This window comes from Gemmata sp. (genome assembly GCF_051859125.1).
In the GTDB taxonomy this organism is placed as follows: domain Bacteria; phylum Planctomycetota; class Planctomycetia; order Gemmatales; family Gemmataceae; genus Gemmata.
In genome coordinates, this window is the sequence record NZ_JBHYGG010000046.1 from 21,546 (window position 1) to 39,610 (window position 18,065).

Sequence of the window (18,065 nt, forward strand, 5' to 3'; positions counted from 1 at the left end):
ATGACGATGGCACTCGACCCGCCGGTGCGGCTCAAGGGCAACCCCGCCGCCCGGCCCGACTACTTCCGCACCGACGTGGCCACCGGCGTGACCCGGAACCCCGCCGGGGTCCGCATCTGCGCCCTGCCGACCGAGTTCCTGCTCGGGTTCCGCGACGCCCTCGTGTACGAGTGCGGCAAGGCGTACCGGCGGGTCATGAAGGGCGCGGGCAAGAAGTGGGGCGCGCGGCTCGCGGCCCGGTTCGACAAGGAGGTCACGGCCCTCTACGGCACCCGGCTCCGGGACCTCCCCGCCGGGCTCGTCCACACGTGCCTCGCCGAGTCGTTCGCGGCCCACGGGTACGGCGTGCTCCGCCTCGACCTGTCGCTGTGCGGCGACGGCATCCTGCTCGCGGACCTCGCCGACTCGGTCATGCCGTCGCTGATCCGCGAGTCCGACCGGCCCGTGGACATGCTCCTCGCCGGGGCGCTCGGGGTCGTGTTCGGGCACCTGAGCGGCGAGTCCCTCGACGCGGTCCAGACCGAGTGCCCGTCGATGGGGGCCGAGCGGTCCCGGTTCGTCATCGCGCGGGCCGACGCGGTCGCCGCCGCCGAGGACTGGATCGAGACCGTCGAGGCCATGCCGGCCCACGCCGCCGTGCTGCAGCGGATCAAGGACGCCCTCCAAACGACGTGACCCCCCGAGACCCCGCGGAGCGCCCATGAACACCTGGCTCACCGACATCATCCGCAAGGCGAACGAGCGCCCGTTCCCCGAGGCCGACGTGGCCCGGATGACCGCGTACTACGCCCGGCTCCCGGCCCGGCTCAAGCTCGGCGAGGAGCTGGAGCGGACCGAGACCGGGCTCGCCCGCCGGCTCCACGAGGAGCTGACCAAGCGGCACCCGGACCGGCAGACCTACAGCCGGCCCCTGGCCCAGGACCTCGTCGAGAGCCTGCGGCACGTCAACCTGTCGGTCCTGGCCGACGACCCGCGGCTGCTCCGGTACCGGTGGACCGAGCACCTCGCGCGGGTGCTCCCCGAACTGGGCGTGGACCCGCTCGAGGTCCGCGACGCGTACCTGGTGCTCCGCGAGCTCCTCGAGGGCCGGCTCACCGCCTCGTCGTGGGAGGTGTTCCGCCCCGCGTTCGACGAGATGACCGACGCGCTCACCGCCGTTCCCGCACCCACCGCCTGACCCCCGGAGGCCCGCATGATCGCCACCGTGCTGAGCCGGCTCGACGCCGCGTACCCGTCGGCCGAAGACCGCTCGAAGATCGAGAGCTACCTGGCGACCGTCGAGGGCCGCCGCGCGGCGCTCGACGAGGTCCGGCACCAGGCCGGCCCCGTCGCCGACCGGGTGATGGCCGGGATCCGCGCCCGGTACCCGCAGTTCGCCCGGTACCGCCCAACCGGGTACGACAAGGGGCACCGCGACATGGTGCTGCTCTCGAACATGGTCGGGAACGCCACGTTCCTGGGCGAGCACGAGAGCCTCGACGACATGTTCACCCACTGGTACAAGACGATCCTCAAGGCGGCCCACATGTCGCCGCAGTTCATGCGGGACACGTTCGCGCTGTGGCACGAGGCCCTGAAGGCGTGCCTGTCCCCGGCCGCGTGGGGACTCGTGCGCCCGCACGCCGAGCACCTCGCCGAGATCCTCACCGACCTCCCGGTCCCCGCCCGGGACGAGACCGGCGAGCGGCGCACCATCTCCAGCGGACTCATGTGACCAGGAGCCGACCCGTGGAACTCATCGACGAACTTCGAACGGTGACCCGCCCGATCCACACGCGGATCGAGCAACTCCCGGCGGCCCGGGAGCTGGCCCAAGGGCGGATCGGCCGCGAGCCGTACCTGGACCTGCTCGGCCGCCTGTACTGGGTCCACGCGACCTTCGAGGCCGAACTGGACCGGGCGCCCGTGGTGCGGGCCGCGTGGCCGGCCGAGGCCGAGCGGGCCGCGGCCGTCGCCCGCGACCTGGAGGTGCTCGGCGGAGACCCCCCGTGCGCCCCGCCGGCGGCCGTGACCGAGTGGCGGCACCGGCTCCGCGCCCGCGGGCACCACGCCGCGTGGGCCGGGGCCGGGTACGTCCTCGAGGGGAGCCGCATGGGGAGCCGGGTGCTCGCCGCGCCGCTGGCCCGCGCGCTCGCGGTCCCGCCCGGCGCCGGGGTCGGGCTCGACTACCACCGCGACGGGTTGGCCGACCCGGTCGGCCGGTGGGAGCGGGTCCGGGCGGCGCTCGCGGCGCTCGACGAGGGCGGCGCGAACCGCGCGCACATCACGTTCGGGGCCGTCGCCACCTTCGAGCTGATGCTCGCGGTCCACGCCGAGCCGGTCGCCGACCCCGAGCCGATCCTGGTCCGGGCCATGTGAGTCCGGGAGGCGAAGTTGGTTCTGGTGGGGCAGACATTCGTGTCTGCCTCGTGAGGCGACTGGAGGCAGACACGAATGTCTGCCCCACCAGAACCAGGCTGATGCGGTCCCAACTGCGTCAGTCCTTATCGGATCGCAGTCCGGGACCGCCGGACGGAACCCGGCGGCTCGAAACTCGCAATTTCCCGGTGCGGCTCACTCCCCGCCCTGCCGAGACCCGCCCACGCTCCCGCAGGCCGACATGAAGAAGATCGCGCTCCACCCGCTCGCCGACACGACCCTCGTGGACACCGGGGCCACGCTCCTCTCGGGGCTGCTCCGGCGCGACCTGAACGTGCAGATGTCGTGCGGCGGGAAGGGGCTGTGCTCCACCTGCCACGTCTGGGTGCGGACCGGGACCGAGAACCTCTCGCCGGTGAACGCACGCGAGAAGATGACCCTGTCACTCGTCGCCGACGCGCGGCCCGAGAGCCGCCTCGCTTGCCAGTGCCGGGTGTTCGGCGACGGGGTCGAGGTCGAGGTGCCCGAGGGCATGTACATCGAGTCGGCCGACGACCTCGTCGCGCTGCTCGGCACCCGCGCCTCGCTGAACATCCTCCACCCGGTCACCGGGATCGTCCTCATCCCCAAAGGGAAGCTCATCACCCGGACGCTCCTGGAGCAGTCGCGTAGCGTGGCGACGGACCTGCGGCGCGCGAAGGCGGGCGGCGACCCGCTGACCGACTCGACCACGCACCGGTCGTTCCTGGCCAGCGGGAGCGGGGTCGTTCCGGTGGCGACCAGTCGGTCGTCCCGCATGATCCCCCCGCCGCCGGTGCGGGCCGCGGCCGCGCCCCCGCCGAACCCGGTCCCCGGCGACCCGGCCCCGCCGCCCCGGCCCCCGGTCGCCCCGGGCGACTCGGGCCTGTACCTGTCGCGGTCCACCAACGCCAGCCAGTTCGGGCCGCCGGTGAGCGTTTCGGCGACCACGGCCGGCCCGCACGACCGGCCCAGCGGCGAAACGTCGACGGCCGGCGCGGCGCGGGCCCTGCCCCCGGTCCAGGCCGGCACCCAGATCGGGAAGTACCTGCTCATCGAGTGCATCGGCAAGGGCGGTGCGGGGATGGTGTACCGGGCCCTGCACACCAAGCTGAAGACCCCGGTCGCGGTCAAGTTCCTGCGGCCCGACGTGTTGGCCGGCGACCCCGATGCCCTGGCGTCGTTCACCCGCGAGGCCCAGCTCCTGGCCCAGCTCATCCACCCGAACATCGTCCGCGTGCTCGACTTCGAGGACGACCCGGCCCGCCCGTTCGTGGTTATGGAGTTCGTCGACGGGCTGAGCGTGGCCGACCTCATCAAGCAGTGCGGGCGGGTCGCGCCGAGCCGGGCCATCGAGATCGCGCTCCAGGTGATCGAGGGGCTCGACGCGGCCCGGAAGATCGGCGTCGTCCACCGGGACGTGAAGCCGGGGAACATCCTCCTGACCCGCGACGGCACGAGCAAGCTCGTGGACCTCGGGCTGGCGATCGCGGCCCGCACGGCCGGCGGCCCGGCGGCCCCGATCGGCGCGGCCGCTGAGGGCACGGTCGGGTACATGGCACCCGAGCAGGCGGTCGGCGGGAGCGTGGACCACCGGGCCGACCAGTACTCGCTGGGCTGCACCCTGTACCAGCTCGTGACCGGGCGGCTCCCGTTCACCGGGCGGTCGGCCCAGGAGGTCTTGCTCCAGCACCTCCGGTCCGCCCCGGTGCCCCCGCACGAGGTCGCCCCGAGCGTCCCGGCCGATCTGTCGCGGGTGGTGCTCGGGATGATGGAGAAGTCGCCCGACGACCGGTACCCGGACTACGGGCGGCTCCGGGCCGACCTCGTAAAACTGGCCCAGTCCCTCGCCGCGGCCGGAGTGGCGTGACCGGGCCGCCATCATCGCGGTCAAGTTAGCCGTGAGACACTCGCCTCGGACCGCGGGCGGGGTGCCCAAGGGCACGTGGTTTGTCTTCTGTAGCTGGCCTCTGTGAGGCCGGCGCTTCTGGGATTCCGTGAGCGTCCGGGGTCACAGACCCCGGCTACACAACAGACCGAGTGCCAGCGGCAGGCCAGCCACCCCGAACTTGAGCGCCACGAAGGGGCGGCTCGCCGACCATCTCTTGCGGATCTCGGCAGGACGATAACCACCTTTCCCGACCCGAGCGCGGCCGTGAACGAAGTTGAGCATCGCACCCCGGCCGCCGAGGGGGTACAGTTCCCGGAGGGAAGTTCCCGCGCCCCCCGCACCCCCGTGCGCCTGCCGATGCACGCCCCCCCGCCCGACGACCCGCTCGCCCCCGCACTCGAACGGTGCGCCGCCGAGCCGATCCACGCGCCCGGGGCGGTTCAGCCGTTCGCGGTGCTCCTCGCCCTCGACGACCGCGGGACCGTGACCCGGTGCAGCGCCAACGCGGCCGCCGCACTGGGCCGCGACCCGGACGCGGTCCTCGGCCGGTCCCTGGGCGAACTCTTCTCGCCCGCCGACGCCGCGCGGTTCGCCGCCGCCCTCGACGCGCTCCCGCCCGGCGGGTCCGCCGCGGTGGAGGGGGTTGCGGGCACCTCCGGGCCGGCCCTCGTCCACCGGTGCGGGGGCGCGGGGCTCGTCGAGTTGCCGGTGCCGCTCCCGGGCGTGCCCGAGGGCAGCCCGCTCCCCGAGGGCGCAGTCGCCGCCGCGGTCGAGCGGCTGTCGGACTTGCTCGCCGAGGGGTGCGGCACCGAGGCGTTCTGCCAGGCGGTCGTGGACCGGTTCCGCTCGCTGGCCGGGTACGACCGGGTGATGGCGTACCGGTTCGACGCGGACTGGAACGGGGCGGTGATCGCCGAGGCACTGGCCCCCGGGGTAGACAGCTACCTGAACCAGCACTTCCCGGCGGCCGACATCCCGCCCCAGGCGCGGGCGCTGTACCTCCGCACGCGGGTCCGGGTGCTCGCGGACGCGGCCGCCGACCCGGTGCCGCTGGTCCCTGCCGACGCGCCGCCCCTGGACCTGTCCCCGGCGGTGTCGCGGGCCATGTCCCCGGTCCACCGCGAGTACCTCGGGAACATGGGGGTCCGCGGGACGCTCGTCGCGTCGGTGGTCCGCGACGGGCGGCTGTGGGGGATGATCGCGTGCCACCATGTCGGCCCGCTCCGGCCCCCGGGGTCGTGGGTCGCGCTGGCCGGGGCGCTGGGGAAGTTGATCGCGGTCCAGGTCGCGGCGCAGGAGGGCGGCACCCGGTCCCGGGGGGTGACCGACGCCCGCGGGTTGCTCCGGTTCCTGCCCCAACTGCTCCTGGGGTACGAGCGGCTCGGGGACGGGCTCACGGACCCGCAGTTCGGGCTCATGGAGGTGCTCGGCGCGACCGGCATGGCGGTGTGGCACGGGGGCCAGTGGGCGGTCCGCGGCGCGACCCCGGGCCGGGGCGACCTGCGGGCACTGGTCGCGTGGCTCGACCGCCCGGGGCCGGACGTGTTCGTGACCGACCGGCTCGGCGAGGCGGCCCCGGAATTCGCGCACCTGGCCGGGACCGCGCCCGGGGTGCTGGCCCTGCGGATCCCGAACGCCGCGCACGGGTGGATCCTCTGGTTCCGGGGCGAGCACGCGGCCACGGTGACCTGGGCCGGGGACTACCGCAACGGGCTCGTGGGCGAGGGCGCGCTGGCCCGGCTCGGCCCGCGGCGGTCGTTCCGCGCGTGGGTCACCGAGGTCCGCGAACGGTCCCGGCCGTGGACCCACGCCGAGCGGGCCGTCGCCACCGAGGTGCTCCGCCCGGACCTCCTGGAGGTCATGGCGACCGCGTACCAGTACCAGTCCCAGGTGCTCCGCCGGTACCAGAACATCCTGTTCGAGCAGGTCCACGACGCGGTCGTGGTGACCGACCTCGACGGGGTCGTCACGTTCTGGAACGACGGCGCGCAGCGGACCCTCGGGTGGCGAGCCGACGAGATGGTGGGCCGGCACATCATCGCCCGGGTGCCGGACGCGGACCGGGCGGCCGCGGCCGAGTTGATCGCCTCGGTCCAGGCCGGCACCCCGTTCTCGGGCCGGTACCGGGACACCCGCAAGGACGGCCGGCCCGTGTGGCTCGACGTCCGCCTGTGCCGGATCCGCGACGACGCCGGGCACCCGACCGGGATCATGGCCGCGGCCCGCGACGTGTCCGACGAGAAGGAGGCGGCCGATCAGCTCCGCATGAAGCGGGCCATCGTCCGGTACGCGCGGGACCCGGTCCTCGTCGCCGACGCCGGGCCCCGCGAGTTCGCGGCCCTGCGGGTCGTGTACGCGAACCCGGCGTTCGCCGCCGAGACCGGGTACGCGGAGGCCGAGGCCGCGGGCCGGCCCCTGTGCGCGTTCACCGGCACCCCGGCCGACGCCGCCACCGCTGAGCGGCTCGCCCGGAGCCTGCAAACCTGGGAGCCGTGCCGGGTCGAACTGGTCGCGCGCCGCAAGGACGGCTCGGCGTTCTGGGCCGAGGTCGACTTGGCCCCGCTCCCCGACGAGGCCGCCGGGCACTCGCACTGGATCGCCGTGCAGCGGAACGTCACCGACCGCAAGGCCGCCGAGGCCACGCTCCGGGCCAGCGAGGAGCGGCTCCGCCTCGCGCTCGACGCCGGCAGCACCGGCCTGTACGACTGGGACCTGGAGACCGACCGGGTGATCTGGTCCCCGCGGCTGTACGAGCTGCTCGGGTACCCCCCGGGGTCCGCGTTCCCGGTCGAGCACCGGCACTTCGGCGACCGGGTCCACCCGGACGACCGCGCCGGGCTGGAGCGGCAACTCGCGGCCGGCCGCGCCGCCGGGGGCGACTTCCGGCACGAGTACCGCGTCGTCCACCCCGGGGGCGCGGTCCGGTGGCTCGCGGCGGCCGGGCGGTTCTACACCGGCGACGCGGGCCGCCCGGTGCGGATGATCGGCACGGTCCGCGACGACACGGCCCGGAAGGAGGCCGAGGCCCGGCTCGCGGCCCGCGAGCACGCCGCGCAGCAGGCCCAGAAGCTCGACGCGATCGGGCACCTCGCGGGCGGCATCGCGCACGACTTCAACAACATCCTCACCGGGGTCCGGGTATTCGCAGACCTGCTCATCGAGGACCTGGCCCCCGACGCCCCGGGGAGCGAGCTGGCCGACGAGATCCGCCGGGCCTCCGAGCGGGGCGCGAACCTGACCCGGCGGCTCCTCGCGTTCAGCCGCCACCAGATCGTCCGGCCCACCACCGTGGACGTCAACGCGCTGGTCGCGGACCTGTGCGAGATGCTCCGCCGGCTCATCGGCGAGGACGTCGCCGTGGCCACCGCCCTGGCCCCCGACGCCCCGCACGTCCTCGCCGACAGGGGCCAGCTCGAACAGGTCGTCATGAACCTGGCCCTCAACGCCCGGGACGCGATGCCGACCGGCGGGCGGCTCGCGGTCGCCACCGCCGGGGTCCAGGCCGCGGACCTCCCCGCCGCGTGCCGCCCCGCCGCGCCCGCCCCCGCGTACCTGCGGCTCACCGTGACCGACACCGGGACCGGGATGACCGACGAGGTGAAGGCCCGGCTGTTCGAGCCGTTCTTCACCACCAAGGAGCCCGGGAAGGGGACCGGGCTCGGCCTGGCCACGACCTACGGCATCGTCCGCCAGACCGGCGGGGCCGTCACGGTCGACACGCACCCGGGCCGCGGGACGTGCTTCACCGTGTACCTGCCCGCGGCCGCGCCGGACCCCCGCCCGGCCGAGGCCCCGGCCCGCCGCGCCCGGCCCCGGGCCGGCGGCGCGGGCGTCCTCGTCGCGGACGACGACCCGATGATCCGCCGGCTCGCGCAGCTCGTGCTCACCCAGGCGGGGTACCGGGTGCTGCTCGCCGGCGGCGCGGCCGAGGCCCTCGACGCGGTGGCCCGCGACGCCCGCGTCGACCTGCTCCTCACCGACGTGGTGATGCCGGGCCTCTCGGGGCCAGAGCTGGCCGAGCGGCTCACCGCGGCCCGCCCGGGGCTCAAGGTCGGGTTCCTCTCGGGGTACACCACCGACACCGTCCTCCGCCACGGCATCCGCGAGGAGCGGGTCGACTTCCTCCAGAAGCCGTTCAGCGCCGAGGAACTGCTCCACTTCGTCCAGCGGTGTACGGGCGGGTGACCCGCCGGCCGACCGGCGCGGGCGAAGCGCTCGCGACGTGGATGCGTCGCCGGGGGGCACGAGGCGGACGGGATTGACGCACGGCCGATCCGAAGATCACCCGCCCGTGGTCACGGCTTGCCGGCCCGCCACAGCCGCACCAGGCAGACCGACTGCGCCGGCAGTTCCACGGCCACCTCGCACGCGTCGACCCGGCCCCCACCGACGCGACTCAGGTCCCGCTTGGCGTCCACCGCCAGCACCTCGTAGCCAGTCGGGCCCTTCCACGGGGCCGGGTCGAGGGCGACCCGCACCGGGCCGCCCGTGCCCCCCGGGCGGGCGAGCAGAACCCGCGCCTGCTCCCCGACCCCGGCGAGGGCCCAGACCCCCGGTGGCCACCGCCCCGGCAGCCGCTTCAGTCCGACCAGCTCCTGGAACGCGAGGAACGCGCCGAAGGCCTTCGACGGTGTGCCGTGCTGCGAGAACAGGCCCATGCCCGGGGCCTCGGCGGTGAAGTAGTTGGCGGCGTCCAGCGGAGCGTCCTGGAGGGCAATCAGTGTGGCGGCGACGAATGCCGCGCCTTCTTCATTGGCCACCCGGGCGTACCACCGCTCGCGGGCCGCTGATTCCTTGGCCTTGATGCCCGACCAGCTCCCGTCCGGCAGGTAGTTCCACTCGTTCAGGTGGCTCTCCGCGTGCTTGAACCCGCTCGCGTCGAGGAGTGCCCGCACGCCCCTAGCGCGCCTCACGAGTTCGGTCGGGTCAGCGGTGTAGCAGTGCCAGGACAGGAAGTCCAGCGGGGCCGCGTCCCTCTTGCACCGCGCCAGGAACGCCTTCAGGAATGCCGTGGGTGTGTACTGCTCGCCCTTCTGGTCGCCGGAGTTGCCGAGCCCCGGCCCGCCAATTTTGATTGCCGGAAACTCGTTCCGCAGGGTCGCCGCCGTGGTCACGTACAGCCGCAGGTACTCGTCGTCGGTCCCGGTCCAGCAGTTCGGGCGGTTGTCCGGCTCGTTCCAGACCTCCCAGTATTTGATCGGGAGCTTCAGCCCTTTGGCCCACCCCTGCGTGTAGTGCCGGACGATCCCGGCGCACACCGCCGCCCACCTGTCGAAGTCTTTCGGCGGGTGGGCGTGCCGCTTGGCCCTCTGGTGCTCGATGCTCTCGCCGAGACGGTACACGATCGCGGCCCCGCAGTCGTGGACCGCCTTCACGTACTCGTCGGTGCGGTCGAAGTCGTAGCTCTCCGCTTTTGTGGGATCGGCGGTGGGGTCGGGGAAGATCGCGTGGACGTCCACCACGTCCGGGTTCGGCCAGTGCGCGTCGTGCAGCCGGGCCAGCGGGAAGGCCGCCTCCTTCCACCGCGGCGACAGGTCGAGCAGGCCCCCGGCCGCGAGCGGGCCGCCGTTGACCCCGTGCCGCGCCCGGACCGGCCCGCCGGGAGCGGTGCCGTCGAAGACGACGTCGGGAACCGACTCCGCGGCGGCCACACGGGAGCCGGCCGCGGCGGCCGGGACGGAGAGTACGAAGTGGCGTCGGTCCACGGGAGTCTCGCGGAGGGCATCGAGGGCGGAACGGCGGGGCGGTCCCACCCTTCGATCTTAGGAGGACCGGTGCGGCTCGGGCCGGCGTCGCGCGAGACGGGTGTGACCACAGCGACCCTCGCTCGGCCGCCGGCGGCTCTCTGGCGGGATGGAACGGTCTCGACCTGTGAACTCCACCATCGCCGCGCGAAGTACCGGAACCGGACCCTGCGGCCGGACCGGTCCCGGCAATAGAGGTGTGTCACGCGGGCCGGTTGCGCGTGCCGGAAGCGCTCGACCCAAATGGTCGCTGTCGGTGATCCGGGCGCGGGCCCACGGGGGAGAAAATGTGCGGGAGAATTCACTTGCACGAGCAGGTATCGCGGGGCTCTAATCCACCCCGCGGCAGGTCCGGCCCTCCGGTCCCGTCGCGGTTGCCCATTTCGCCCGGGGTCGTGACGACCCCCGGCCGGGACTCACGTCCGCCCCGGCCGCCCCGGACCCTTCGCCCCCGACACACCGCCCGTGCGGCCGCGCCTCCCCGCGCGGCGGCGGGCGCTCCCCGCACCGGAGTGAAGTACATGGCACGCGCGCGCACCGCGACCCGCACCCGTCTGGGCGTCGAGCGGCTCGACGACCGGATCACCCCCGCGACCCTGCCGACCGGGTTCACCGAGACGGCGGTCGCCGCCGGGCTCTCGAACGCCACGGCGATGGAGGTCGCCCCGAACGGCGACCTGTGGGTGCTCGAGCAGGGCGGCGGGGTGAAGCGGTTCCGCCCCGGCAGCACCGCGGCCGACCTCGTCGCCAACCTGTCGGCCGTTGGGCTCCGGTCAGAAGGCGAGCGGGGCGTGCTCGGGGTGGCGTTTGACCCGAACTACGCGACCAACAAGTGGGTGTACCTGTACTACACCAGCAGCGACGCCCCGAACCCGCACAACCGGGTGAGCCGGTTCACCGTCAGCGACTCCAACGCGGCCGACTACTCGTTCGTCGACACGGACGCCGCCGTGGCCGGGCCGGACGAGACGGTGATCCTCGACCTCGACCCGCTGTCCGGCGCGACCAACCACAACGGCGGGGCCATCCACTTCGGGCCGGACGGGAAGCTCTACATCGCGGTCGGCGACAACGCCGCCGGGGCCAACGCCCAGTCCCTGGCCAACCGCCACGGCAAGATCCTGCGGGTCAACGCGGACGGGACGATCCCGGCCGACAACCCGACGTCGTTCGCGGGGATCGCCGGCACCACGTCCGGCGCGAACCGGGCGATCTGGGCGGTCGGCCTGCGGAACCCGTACACGTTCGCGTTCCGGCCCGGGACCAGCGAGATGTTCATCAACGACGTCGGCCAGAACACGTGGGAGGAGGTCAACCGCGGCGGCGCCGGGCTGAACTACGGGTGGCCGTCCACGGAGGGGAGTTTCAACTCCACGACGTACCCGAGCTTCACCCAGCCGGTGTACGCGTACAGCCACGGCGGTGGCACGTTCCAGGGGTTCGCGATCACCGGCGGGGCGTTCTACAACCCGGCCGCGTCGCAGTTCCCGGCCCAGTACCAGGGGGACTACTTCTTCGCCGACTACGTGAACAGTTGGATCAACGTGCTCGACACCACGACCGGCACGGTCGAGCGGTTCGCGTCCAGCGCCCCCGCCACGGTCGACCTGCGGGTCGCGGCCGACGGCAGCCTGCTGTACCTCGCCCGCGGCAGCAACCAGGTGTTCCGCGTGTCGTACACCGCCTCGTCGGCCCCGGCCGTCACCCAGCAGCCGGCGAACGCGACGGTCACCGAGGGCTGCAACGCGACGTTCACCGTGGCGGCCAGCGGCACCGCCCCGCTCGCCTACCAGTGGCAGAAGCTGGTCGGCAGCACCTGGACGAACCTGGCCAACGGCGCGGACTTCTCGGGCGTGACCACGGCGACGCTGACCGTCCTCGGGGCGGCCGCGGGCGACGCCGGGCAGTACCGGGCGGTCGTGTCCAACTCGGCGGGCACCGCGACCAGCACCGCGGCAACGCTCACCGTCACCGCCAACCGCCCGCCGGTGGCCGCCATCGCGCTACCGGCCGGGCTGACGAACGGGAAGTTCGTGGCCGGGCGGACCGTCACGTTCTCCGGGACCGCGACCGACCCCGAGGACGGCACCCTCGGCGCGGCGGCGTACACGTGGAAGGTCGAGTACCTCACGAGCACCGCGACCGGCACCCCGGCCGTCCGCCCGTTCGTGCCGGAGTTCGGCGGCGCGACCGGCGGCACGTTCACCCCGGCCACGTCCGGCCCGTACACGCTCGCCGACGTGGCGTACCGGGTCACCCTCACGGTCCGCGACTCGGCCGGGCTGACGACCACGACCAGCACCGACGTCCTCCCGAACGTAGCGGCGGTCACCCTCGCGTCCGCGCCGACCGGCCTGACGCTGACGCTCGACGGCCAGCCGTACACCGCCTCGACCACCTTCCAGAGCGTGGTCGGGTTCGAGCGGCCGATCGGCGCGGCCGCCACGCAGACGATCGGCGGCACGACGTACACCTTCCAGGGGTGGTCCGACGGCGGCGCGGCGACGCACACGATCAGCACCCCGGCGGCCGCGACCACGTACACCGCGACGTACGCGGCCGCGGCCCTGTTCGCGACCAGGATCAACTTCCAGCTCGCCGGCGCGCCGGTCCCGGCGGGTTACCTGGCGGACACCGGGGCCGTGTTCGGGAGCCGCGGCAACGGGTACTCCTACGGGTGGAACGCGAACACCGCCGCGACGACCCGGGACCGCAACGCCGCGAACTCGCCGGACCAGCGGTACGACACGCTCATCCACCTGCAGAAGCCGGAGAACCCGAACGCGGTGTGGGAGCTGGCCGTGCCCAACGGCACGTACCGCGTGCGGCTCGTGGCCGGCGACCCGTCCCACACCGACAGCGTGTTCCGCACGACCGCCGAGGGCGTCCTCGCGGTCAGCGGCACCCCGACGAGCGCGCAGCGGTGGGTCGACAACACGGTGACGGTGACCGTGACCGACGGCCGGCTCACGCTCGCCAACGGGGCCGGGGCGCAGAACAACAAGCTCGCGTTCGTCGAGGTCACGCAGATCGGCGGCCTGCCCGCCGGTCTGGTCGGCGAGTACCGGTTCAACGAGGGCACCGGCACCGCGACGGCCGAAGGGTCGGCGTCCGCCAACGCAGGCACTCTGGTCGGCGGGGCGGTCTGGGTCGGCGGGCGGCCGGGGGCCGGGTCCGCCGTGTCGTTCGACGGGTCGGGCCGCGTGGACCTGGGCGCGGACCTCAACCCGTGGCTTGGGGCGTCGGGAACGGTCGCGTTCTGGCTCCGCACGACGCAGGTGGGCAACAACACGATGTGGCAGGCTCCGGGCGTGCTGGGGGTCGAGTCGGCCGGCGACGGCAACGACGTGTTCTGGGGCTGGCTCGACGCCTCCGGGCGGATCGGCGTGCAGGCCGGCGACATGGGCGGGGCCAAGAGTGCGGCCCCGGTGAACGACGGGCAGTGGCACCACGTCGCACTGACGCGCGACCACAGCACGGGCCGCGTCGAGGTGTACGTGGACGGCACCTTGAGCGGGTCGGCCACGTCGGGCACCGGGGTGAAGACGACGCCGTTCCGGAGCGTCGGGCGGATCGACGACACGGGCGGGACGCCGACGGGTCTCGCCGGGGCCGTGGACGACCTGCTCGTGTTCAACCGCGTCCTGTCGGCCGACGAGATCCGGGGGCTGGCGTGACGCACCGGTTCCCGAACTCGCGGCCGAAACGTGTTCCCCGGCGTGTCCGCCTCGGGGCGAGACGCTGAGAGTGTATCGGGGAGACGTTCGGGGTCCGAGTGGACCCCGCCGAACCCGAGACTTTGGCGAGCGCCTGCGGGACCGCGAATCGCTCGGGATTCTCGGGCGACCTGGCCGCCCCCCGGGGGACCGCCCCCGGGGGGCGCCGTTAACCCGTCTGTGCCCAAAGTCCGTCACCGGACAGAAAGCTCCCCGCAAGGACAGGTCTCATAACAAGTTCGATTGATTCACGGCTCTTCTGTAGCCGGCCTCTGTGAGGCCGGTGCTTGAGGGCCTCACCGAGGCCCGGCCTCACAGAGGCCGGCTACAGGAAGCCATCAACCAGACTTGGTATCACTCCGCCCCGCTCTCGCGGGTGAGCGTCAGGACGGTGATCTCGGAGCGCGTCCCCACGCGCACCGGCGGCCCCCAGTACCCGGTCCCGCTGCTGACGTAGATCCAGGTGCCGCCCCGGCGGTAGAGCCCGCGGAGGAACGGCTGTACGGCTGCGGTGACGAGGTTCCAGGGGAAGAACTGCCCGCCGTGCGTGTGCCCCATCAGCACGAGGTCGAACCCGAGCGGCTCGGCGGCGGCGAACGAGAGGGGCTGGTGCGCGAGCAGGATCTTGGGGGGCCCGACCGGCGCGCCGGCGACGGCCCGCCGCGGGTCGGACCGGTGGTGGGGCAGGTGCTGCCCGCCCGTGAGGTCCGTGACGCCCGCCACGACGACCGCGGCCCCGTCCTTCTCGACCACCGCGTGCGCGTTGAGCAGCGCCCGGTAGCCCAGCCGCTCGACCTCCGCCACCCACCCCTCCGCGTCGAAGAAGTAGTCGTGGTTGCCGGTCACGAAGTACTTGCCGTACGGGGCGCGGATCTCGGCGAGGGGCGCGACGTGGTCCCGGAGGTACGCCACGGACCCGTCGGTCAGGTCGCCGGTGACGGCGACCAGGTCCGGCCGCAGGGCGTTGACCTCGGACGCGACGACCTCGACCCAGTCGCGCGTGACGGTGAGCCCGACGTGGAGGTCCGTGATCTGAACGATCCGGAACCCGTCGAACGCGGCCGGCAGCCCCTTGATCGGGACCGTGACCCGCACGATCTGCGGCCGGCGCCGCGCCTGGAAGACGCCGTACGAGGTGAGCAGCCCGGCGGCGGCGACGGCGGCGGCGTTGGTGGCCCGGGTCAGGAACGCGCGGCGCGCCGGGTCGCGGGGGGTGTCGCTCGTGCCGCTGACCGCCGCTGCCACCCGGCCGGCAACCTTCCCAAACACGAGGACGAGGTCCCGGGCGGCCACCAGTGTGATGGTAAACGAGAACAGCGCGAGCATCACGCCGGTCGGCCACGCCAGGCGGTTGCTGGCGTCCTCCGCGTACCGCGTGAGGAGGATCGATGTGAAGGGGACGACGAGCATGCTCCCGGTCACAAGGCCGGCGGCGACCTTCCACCCGGGCGACCACGGCATCGGGCGGACGAGGCGCACGGAAACGTACGCGACCGCAGCGGCGGTCACCGTGAGAAAGACGGAGAACGCGATCACCCGCATGATGAGTGCCCGGGAACATGGTTGAAGGGGGCCATCACCTCCCGGCCCGGGTCAGTGTATCCGCACGGGACCGGACGTGTCGCGATCGGACGCGACGGAGCCGCCTCGGGCAGCGGGTCGGGACGGCGCCCAAGGACCTGATCCGATCGCGCGAGTCGCCGAGCAGCTTTGTCCCGCACTGCTCACACGGGCACTTCTCGCAAAATAAGAACTCGACGTCGGTTGCGATGTCTCTTGCGGTGGCCCAATGATTTTCTCCGGGTTCTTGCGTGCGCTTTGTGGTCTTCGTGACTTTCTGTGGGTGGCGGAGGTTCCCGACACTCATTGAAGGCAGCTTGAATGCCACCTGGCACCCAGTCGTTCGTCATTGCTGCGGTGATCCTTACCCTCGCGACCACGACCGCGAGCGGGGTCGATGATCATTTCGAGGAGTCGATCCGCCCACTCTTGAGTGAACACTGTTTTCGCTGCCACGGAGCGGACAAGCAAAAGGGTGGCCTGCGGGTCGATTCCCGGGAAGCCCTCCTCGCTGGCGGCGATTCGGGAGCGGCCATTGTCCCCGGCAAGCCCGAAGAGAGCCTGTTCGTTCAAGCCCTGAAGCACGACGGCCTCAAGATGCCGCCGAGCAAGCAGTTGCCCGACGAGCAGATCGCGGTGCTGGCGAAGTGGATCAAGGACGGAGCCGTTTGGGGCGGCAGGGCCTCAAAGACGGGCGGCGCGAGTGGTCACGCGGCCCGTAAACCCGGGCTGATTACCGACGACGACCGCAAGTGGTGGGCGTTCCAGAAGCCGCTGCGCCCCGAGGTGCCGGGGGCGGGAGGGAACTGGGCGAGGACCCCGATCGATCACTTCATCGCTCAGCGGTTGAACGCCGAACAGGTGTCGCACGCCGGGGAAGCGGACCGGCAGACGCTCATTCGCCGGCTCACCTTCGATCTGATCGGGCTGCCGCCCGCACCGGCCGAAGTGACGGCGTTCGTCGAGGACCGGTCGCCCGACGCGTACGAGAAACTCGTAGAGAAGTTGCTCGCGAGTCCGCGGTACGGCGAGCGCCAGGCGCGGGCCTGGCTCGACGTGGTTCGGTACGCCGAGAGCGACGGCTACCGCGCCGACGCCGCACGGCCGCACGCCTGGAGGTACCGCGATTACGTGATCCGGGCGTTCAACGCCGACACCGGGTACGACCGGTTCGTGCGGGAGCAACTGGCCGGCGACGAACTGTACCCGAACGATCCGAACGCTCTGATCGCCACCGGGTACTTCCGCCTCGGACAGTACGAGTACAACCAGAAGGACGTGCGCGGTCAGTGGGCCGCGATCCAGAACGACATCACCGACGTGACGGCCGACGCCTTCCTCGCGCTCGGACTGGGCTGTGCCCGGTGCCACGACCACAAGTTTGACCCCGTCCTCCAGAAGGACTACTTCTCGCTGCAATCGTTCTTCGCGGGCCTCCGGTTCGTCGACGAACCCGTGTTCCCGTCGGCCGCGGCGAGGGCGGAGTACGAAGCGGAACTCGCCGCGTGGGACGCGAAGACCGCACCCCTCCGCGAGAAGATGGCCGCGCTCCTCGGCCCGGTGCTCGCGAAGATCCAGGCGAACGCGGGCGACAAGTACCCGCCCGAGATCCAGGCCGTGATCCACAAGCCCGCGGCCGAGCGCACCCCCGGCGAGCGGCAGTTGTACGAGCTGGCGATGCGCCAGGTGCGGGAACTGGAACTCGACCGCGCCCCGTCCCGCCTGGGCAAGCACAAGGACGAGTACGACGCGCTCAAGAAGGAACTCGATGCCGCCACGAAGCCCGTCGCCCCGATGGCGATGGTCGCACGCGACCTCGGGCCGGACGCGGCCGAGGTGCTCATTCCCGGCGGGCGGAAGAAGGCCGTGGCGGCCGAGCCCGCGTTCCCGGTCGTCCTGGGTGCAAGCCCACCGCTGATTCGGGCGCGCCCGGACTCGACCGGGCGCCGCGCCGCGCTCGCGGAGTGGCTGACTAGTAAGGATCATCCGCTCACGGCGCGGGTGATGGTCAACCGGATCTGGCAGGGCCACTTCGGGACCGGGTTGGTCGCCACCGCGAGCGACTTCGGCACCCTCGGCGAGAAGCCGTCGCACCCCGAGTTGCTCGACTGGCTGGCCGTTGAGTTCGTCGAGCACGGTTGGAGCTTGAAGCACATCCACCGGTTGATCGTCACCTCCGCGGTCTACCGGCAGGCGTCGGTCGGCAGCGCGAAAGGGGCGGCGAGGACCGCGGATCCCGAGAACCGGCTGCTGTCGCGGATGTCGGTTCGTCGGCTCGACGCCGAGCAGGTGCGCGACGCGATGCTGGCCACAAGCGGCGAGTTGAAGCTCGACGCGGGCGGCCCCGCCGTGCCGGCCGCCGCGCCGCGCAGATCCATCTACACCCGCGTTCTCCGCAACTCCCCGGACCCGCTGATCGCCTCGTTCGACGCCGCCGACGGGATCTCGGGTTGTGCCCGCCGCAACATCACCGTTACCCCGACACAGGCGCTCCTTCTGATGAACGGCACCGGCACGCTGGCCCGTGCTGAGGCGTTCGCGGCTCGGGTGATGCCCGCCGATGGGAAGGACGCGGCGGCCGGTGTAACTGAAGCGTACCGGCGTGCGTTCGGTCGCTCGCCGACCACCGAGGAGGCCGCCGAGGCGCTCGAGTTCCTGAAGCAGCAAGTCGGACTCGCACGCAACGCCGTGACCCCCGACAGTCGGCGGAAGGGCTGGACCGACTTCTGCCACTCCTTGCTCAATGCGAACGAGTTCCTTTACATCGACTGAGGTTTC

Annotated in this window: 10 protein-coding genes; 8 read left to right on the plus strand and 2 right to left on the minus strand. The window is 72.7% G+C overall.

Annotated elements, in window-relative coordinates:
- From ACTIGN_RS06025 to ACTIGN_RS06050, 6 genes are all read left to right on the plus strand, one after another.
- Positions 1-675, plus strand: coding sequence for a hypothetical protein (locus ACTIGN_RS06025; protein ID WP_439621906.1), 675 nt, complete (start codon positions 1-3; stop codon positions 673-675).
- 25 nt (positions 676-700) lie between these two features.
- Complete coding sequence (locus ACTIGN_RS06030; RefSeq protein WP_439621907.1) at positions 701-1,177, plus strand: hypothetical protein; 477 nt, start codon at positions 701-703, stop codon at positions 1,175-1,177.
- Between the two features lie 15 nt (positions 1,178-1,192).
- On the plus strand, positions 1,193-1,714 hold the full coding sequence (locus ACTIGN_RS06035) for a hypothetical protein (protein ID WP_439621908.1): 522 nt from the start codon (positions 1,193-1,195) through the stop codon (positions 1,712-1,714).
- A gap of 14 nt (positions 1,715-1,728) precedes the next feature.
- Positions 1,729-2,358, plus strand: coding sequence for a biliverdin-producing heme oxygenase (locus ACTIGN_RS06040; RefSeq protein WP_439621909.1), 630 nt, complete (start codon positions 1,729-1,731; stop codon positions 2,356-2,358).
- Between the two features lie 241 nt (positions 2,359-2,599).
- The gene (locus tag ACTIGN_RS06045; protein ID WP_439621910.1) at positions 2,600-4,246 is read left to right on the plus strand and encodes a protein kinase domain-containing protein; all 1,647 of its coding nucleotides are present in this window, start codon (positions 2,600-2,602) and stop codon (positions 4,244-4,246) included.
- A gap of 285 nt (positions 4,247-4,531) precedes the next feature.
- The gene (locus ACTIGN_RS06050) at positions 4,532-8,452 is read left to right on the plus strand and encodes a PAS domain S-box protein (RefSeq protein ID WP_439621911.1); all 3,921 of its coding nucleotides are present in this window, start codon (positions 4,532-4,534) and stop codon (positions 8,450-8,452) included.
- A 110-nt stretch (positions 8,453-8,562) separates the two neighbouring features.
- Here ACTIGN_RS06050 and ACTIGN_RS06055 read toward each other — a convergent pair whose 3' ends face one another.
- Complete coding sequence (locus ACTIGN_RS06055; RefSeq protein WP_439621912.1) at positions 8,563-9,972, minus strand: GH39 family glycosyl hydrolase; 1,410 nt, start codon at positions 9,970-9,972, stop codon at positions 8,563-8,565.
- Between the two features lie 560 nt (positions 9,973-10,532).
- On the opposite strand from ACTIGN_RS06055, the gene ACTIGN_RS06060 reads away from it, so the two are divergent.
- On the plus strand, positions 10,533-13,688 hold the full coding sequence (locus ACTIGN_RS06060) for a PQQ-dependent sugar dehydrogenase (protein ID WP_439621913.1): 3,156 nt from the start codon (positions 10,533-10,535) through the stop codon (positions 13,686-13,688).
- A gap of 393 nt (positions 13,689-14,081) precedes the next feature.
- Here the strand turns inward: ACTIGN_RS06060 and ACTIGN_RS06065 are convergent, their stop codons facing one another.
- Complete coding sequence (locus tag ACTIGN_RS06065) at positions 14,082-15,269, minus strand: metallophosphoesterase (RefSeq protein WP_439621914.1); 1,188 nt, start codon at positions 15,267-15,269, stop codon at positions 14,082-14,084.
- A gap of 339 nt (positions 15,270-15,608) precedes the next feature.
- Between ACTIGN_RS06065 and ACTIGN_RS06070 the strand changes: the two genes are divergently transcribed.
- Complete coding sequence (locus ACTIGN_RS06070; protein WP_439621915.1) at positions 15,609-18,059, plus strand: PSD1 and planctomycete cytochrome C domain-containing protein; 2,451 nt, start codon at positions 15,609-15,611, stop codon at positions 18,057-18,059.
- The last annotated feature ends 6 nt before the right edge of the window (positions 18,060-18,065 follow it).

Coding starts and splice junctions, on each gene's coding strand:
- ACTIGN_RS06025 (WP_439621906.1), top strand. CDS start 1: ATGACGATGGCACTCGACCCGCCGGTGCGGCTCAAGGGCAACCCCGCC.
- ACTIGN_RS06070 (WP_439621915.1), top strand. CDS start 15,609: ATGCCACCTGGCACCCAGTCGTTCGTCATTGCTGCGGTGATCCTTACC.
- ACTIGN_RS06065 (WP_439621914.1), bottom strand. CDS start 15,269: ATGCGGGTGATCGCGTTCTCCGTCTTTCTCACGGTGACCGCCGCTGCG.
- ACTIGN_RS06035 (WP_439621908.1), top strand. CDS start 1,193: ATGATCGCCACCGTGCTGAGCCGGCTCGACGCCGCGTACCCGTCGGCC.
- ACTIGN_RS06060 (WP_439621913.1), top strand. CDS start 10,533: ATGGCACGCGCGCGCACCGCGACCCGCACCCGTCTGGGCGTCGAGCGG.
- ACTIGN_RS06045 (WP_439621910.1), top strand. CDS start 2,600: ATGAAGAAGATCGCGCTCCACCCGCTCGCCGACACGACCCTCGTGGAC.
- ACTIGN_RS06030 (WP_439621907.1), top strand. CDS start 701: ATGAACACCTGGCTCACCGACATCATCCGCAAGGCGAACGAGCGCCCG.